Annotated in this window: 4 protein-coding genes; 2 read left to right on the forward strand and 2 right to left on the reverse strand. The window is 44.3% G+C overall.

The window, feature by feature from the left end; genetic code table 11:
• Window positions 1–598: 598 nt before the first annotated feature.
• Entirely contained in the window at window positions 599–808 is a 210-nt protein-coding gene (locus ACWB0I_RS08550) for a hypothetical protein (RefSeq protein WP_479387636.1), read from the reverse strand.
• Window positions 809–1166: 358 nt separating this feature from the next.
• Between ACWB0I_RS08550 and ACWB0I_RS08555 the strand changes: the two genes are divergently transcribed.
• A complete protein-coding gene (locus ACWB0I_RS08555) occupies window positions 1167–1640 on the forward strand; it encodes a VTT domain-containing protein (RefSeq protein ID WP_479387637.1) in 474 nt (157 codons plus the stop codon).
• Complete coding sequence (locus ACWB0I_RS08560; protein WP_479387638.1) at window positions 1637–2719, forward strand: phospholipase D-like domain-containing protein; 1083 nt, start codon at window positions 1637–1639, stop codon at window positions 2717–2719. Before ACWB0I_RS08555 ends, ACWB0I_RS08560 begins: the two co-directional genes overlap by 4 nt.
• 23 nt (window positions 2720–2742) lie before the next feature.
• On the opposite strand, the gene ACWB0I_RS08565 is transcribed toward ACWB0I_RS08560, so the two are convergent.
• Window positions 2743–4140: a YfcC family protein gene (locus tag ACWB0I_RS08565; protein ID WP_479387639.1), complete on the reverse strand. Its 1398-nt coding sequence runs from the start codon at window positions 4138–4140 to the stop codon at window positions 2743–2745.
• Window positions 4141–4472: the final 332 nt, after the last annotated feature.

Raw genomic sequence — 4472 nt, forward strand, 5'->3', positions numbered from 1 at the left:
CCCATGCCACGGATCCTTCCATTAACACAAAGCGGGCGCGTAATACATTAAATGGATCGGATTAAAATAATCCCTTCAAAAGATCTATCCCGCTAAAGCGGGATGCAAAAATTTTTGTGCTGTGTGAAGAAGCATAACTGTTGATTTGTTGATTTGTTGAATGGTTTGTTGTCCCGTCACAGTGAATCGCAATTTCCGCTGCGCTCCAACCGGCTAAAGCGGCCGGACAATTAAAAAAATTTCCCACACATGCCTTCCCCCTCTCCCAGATTTTTATTCTAGGAGAGGGGGATCGAGGGGGTGAGGGCTAATTCGTGAAATAACTTCTGCTGTTGGAGGAGTAAAGTTAAGAGTATATGAGTGTAAGTGTTAAAAGGTTTCGGGGCACCGGCCTGTCATTTTTTAAAGAAATTTTTTGGTTGTGGCTCTGCTGCCGTAGAAGTTACTAAACTTCACCCGTATTGGAATAACGTTTCCCCGCTACCTTTCTCCCCCGCGCACATTCTGCTATCTTCATACTTTATGTCATCTGACCTATTCCAGAGTGCAAAACGCCAAACGTTGATTTTTAGTTGAAAGATGGAATTGAAAAATTAGATCATGGAATAACAGGCAATTGATTGCTCATTCTTTCCTTACAGGTAGGACATATCGTGTGACTCACATGATCATGAGCCGTTTTGTCGTCCATTTTAATCCAGTAATAGTGCATATCCGGCCCCAGAATACGTTGCCGTTGACACCAGGCACAAACCACAATCAAAGTAGAAGGCTCTGTGTTCGAGCGGTTCGTAGCAACATTTAACATGGCTTCTTCCTTCCATTATTCATTTTTGAAAGGAAGCTACAAATTTTGTGCCAATAATGGATTGGCTTTAAATTCACCCTTTTCAGCTTAAAACCCAGCGCTAAAACTGTCACATCTTTCCCTTTTTAGGAAAATATTAACACCTTTTACTTATTAAGTCGAACAGTATTTGTTCAATTTAAATTAATGTGTAAAATATTAACAGTGAGCTCAACATAATATCCTTTAAAAAATGCTGTTGTCGAGCTGGCTACTGTTTTACCCTGCTTCCACCGATCATCGACAACAATTTGTATTACTGCCGGCTATTACCTATTTTTATTTAAAACAAAGCAGAAAAGGACACTCAGGACGCTGAATGGATTTTAATCAAATGATCTACGCCTTAGGCTGGTACGCGGCTTGCCTGATCGTTGGCTTCAGTAGTGCGCTTATTCCGATAATTAACATCGAAGCGTTTATTTTATTGCTCGGCTATTTTGTACACGATGTTCGGGCCCCGATCTTTCTGCTCCTTTTGACCCTGGCCCACATGCTGGGCAAAATGGTGTTGTACATGATGGGCCGCGGCAGCCTGAAATTAAAATTTTTTAACCTGGAACAACGGGTTAACCGCATTAAGGCAAAATACAAAATTGTAAAAAATGGTTCGTTATGGGTCATTCTGATCAGTGCGCTGGCTGGCATGCCTCCGTTTTACGTCATCACCATAATGGCCGGAACCATGAAAACCAAAATCTGGCTATTTTTTAGTCTTGGATTCCTGGGACGCTTTATCCGGTTTTCGCTGTTATTGTTTTTACACAATTTTTTGGCGGGACTGTTCAAATGAAAGTAGAATTGTTAATCGATTCGCGTGAATTCTTCGACGCTTTACAAAGCGATTTACAGGAAGCGCAAAAATCCATCTATCTGCAAACACTCTCTTTCGAAGGCGACACGGCTGGCAAACGCATCGCCAATTTATTGCTTGCCAGCCCGGTGAGCGATATGCGCATCATGGTCGATCATTTTACGCATTTTAAGATGAGTGATCGTTTGCTCTGGTGGCCCTGGAATCGATTTAATCCCCGATTAATGAAAGAAGTGCGTGAAACACAGTCCATGTTCGGGCGCTTGAAGGAAAAAGGCGCCAAACTGATCATCAGTCGCGACCCGCGGTCCTGGTTTCATAGTTATTTTGCCACCAACCACAAAAAGACCATTCTGATCGACGATCACATCTGTTATTTAGGAGGGATCAATCTGTGTGATCACAATTTTGCCTGGCACGACTTAATGTTCCGTTTTGAAGACCAGGAAATCACCCATTTTTTAAAACAGGATTTTCTATCGAGTTTTTCCGGACTTGAGCGCGCCCAGGCCAGAACCTTTGGCGACGTTTCCTTTTTCTTAATGGATGGTCGCAATAATGAGACCTATTTTGCAGACATTTTCAGATTAATGCACTCAGCGCAAAAATCACTAACCGTCATCAGTCCTTACCTCTCCTGGCCTTTTACAAAAACATTGCGCGATTTAGATGCCCGAGGTGTACAAATCACTGTTATCACGCCCCTGGCCAATAATTATCCTCTGCTGCGCCGATTTATTAGCAGTCAATTTGCCGGAACCTCGATTCAGTTGAAATATTACCTACCAGGAATGTCGCACATGAAAGCCATGTTGATCGATGAGGACCTTTTGATCGCTGGTTCATCCAATTTTGATCTACTGAGTTACCGCATTTTAAAAGAAATTGTAGTCGTCTGCCGCAATCCATCTTTGATAAAGGACTTTCAAGAACGCGTACTAAAAATCGATTTAAAACAAACCAGAGAGGCCCCCGTTTCTTCAGGCCAAAAGCTATTTCGTCGTCTGGAAAAGGTGCTCGACCGGTTATGTGTGTATTTTAATCAACACCGTCGCTAATTTCCGGCTTAACGCCTCTCTGATTACCAGTTGAGGAAAAAGGGGGGAATCAACAGCACACAACTTATCAGGAAGAAAACAATCTCAAGGGGCAGCACCCATTTCAGCCATTTGTCAAATGGAATGCCGGCCAGGGTTAATATGCCCATGGTCACGGCTGACGTGGGGATGATCAAATTGCTGAACCCATCCCCAAATTGAAAGGCCAGAACCGCAGTCTGGCGGCTCACACCTAACAAATCGGATAAGGGAGCCATGATCGGAATGGTTAGGGCGGCCTGTCCGCTTCCCGAAGGCACGAAAAAATTGATGGTAGTTTGCACCAAAAACATTAACTGGCTGGCCAGAACGGGATGAACGCCATGAATGACCGAGGCCATGCCATGTAGAACGGTACCGATAATTTTCCCTTCCTGTGCAATGACCAGAATACCGCGGGCTAAAGCAATGACAAAAGCCGTGCTGATCAAATCTTTGGCGCCGGTAATAAATCCCGTACTGATCTCATCCACCGATAAGCGACCAACAAGGCCGATCAGAATGCCCGTAGCCACAAACAAGGCTGCAATTTCATTGATATACCACTGATTGAGCATCACGCCAGCGACCAAAACAATCATAGCCAGCGAGAAAATCAACAAAACCAATTTATGTCGAAGGTCCAAAGTGTGCGGCTTGTCCATCAATTCGAGATGTAAGGCCTTTTTGCGCTGCACATCCTGATCAAAGGTAAGGCTTTTGTGGGGCTGTTCTTTTACTCTGGATGCATAGCGGGAAACAAATAGGATTGCAATGGAGGTATTCACTGTCCAGCAGAAAAAACGGTAGCCAAATCCGGAAAGCGGGGGAAGTTGCGCTATGCCCTGAGCCACGCCCAGGGTGAATGGATTGATGAAAGCGGCCGCAAATCCGGTGGCAGCTCCTACAAAGGGAATAGCCACCCCTGTGACTGTATCGTAACCCAGAGCCAGAGCCAGTGGAATGAATAAGAGCACAAAGGGAATCACCTCCTCACTCATGCCAAACACAGCGCCGGCCAATGAAAAAATGATCATGAATACCGGGATGATGCTTTTTCGGATGAGCGCTGAGTGGGCATGGGCCCGGGCCAGCGCCCTAATGGCCAGGTCAATAGCCTCTGTTTTTTGCAACACGGAAAAAGCGCCACCCACCAACAAGACAAAGCCAATAATTTGAGCCGCTGCTATGAATCCTTTAATGGGCGCCTGAAAAACGGCCATGAAGCCCTGAGGATGTCCGGGAACATAGTGGAACGTATGGGGGGCAATCACCTTACGCCCCCCGCTCTCCGTAAATTCATATTCCCCGCCCGGTAATACGTAAGTGGCAACGGCGGTTAATACAATCAACAAAAAAATCAGAAACAACGTGTTCGGACTTTTCATTTTCTGCCAGCTCATCGCTTCTCCAGTTTGGTCTTGATTAAACAATTTCAGAAAAACACGCATTACAAACAAAATAAATTTTATGGTCAAGCAGCCTTTTCATAATATTTAATACAATCGTTCGCTTGCCCAAAGTGTACATGGGCAGAGATTCGCAAAACCACCTTCAAGCCATTGCCTTAAAAAAGTAAACGATACAGCTCCTTAAAAGCAGATAGCCAACATTCGATTTTTACTGTTTAATTGGGTTTAATTAGAATACTTCCTTCAAAAGATCTAATCCCGCCACAGCGGGATGCGAAAATTCTTGTGCTGCATTCTTACCAAGCTTTCCCAAAAGTTAAAGT

Source organism: Caldithrix sp. (assembly GCF_056497305.1).

Bases quoted from the DNA above. Each gene is read 5' to 3' on its own strand.
- ACWB0I_RS08560 (WP_479387638.1), top strand. From the start codon at position 1,637: ATGAAAGTAGAATTGTTAATCGATTCGCGTGAATTCTTCGACGCTTTA.
- ACWB0I_RS08550 (WP_479387636.1), bottom strand. From the start codon at position 808: ATGTTAAATGTTGCTACGAACCGCTCGAACACAGAGCCTTCTACTTTG.
- ACWB0I_RS08555 (WP_479387637.1), top strand. From the start codon at position 1,167: ATGGATTTTAATCAAATGATCTACGCCTTAGGCTGGTACGCGGCTTGC.
- ACWB0I_RS08565 (WP_479387639.1), bottom strand. From the start codon at position 4,140: ATGAGCTGGCAGAAAATGAAAAGTCCGAACACGTTGTTTCTGATTTTT.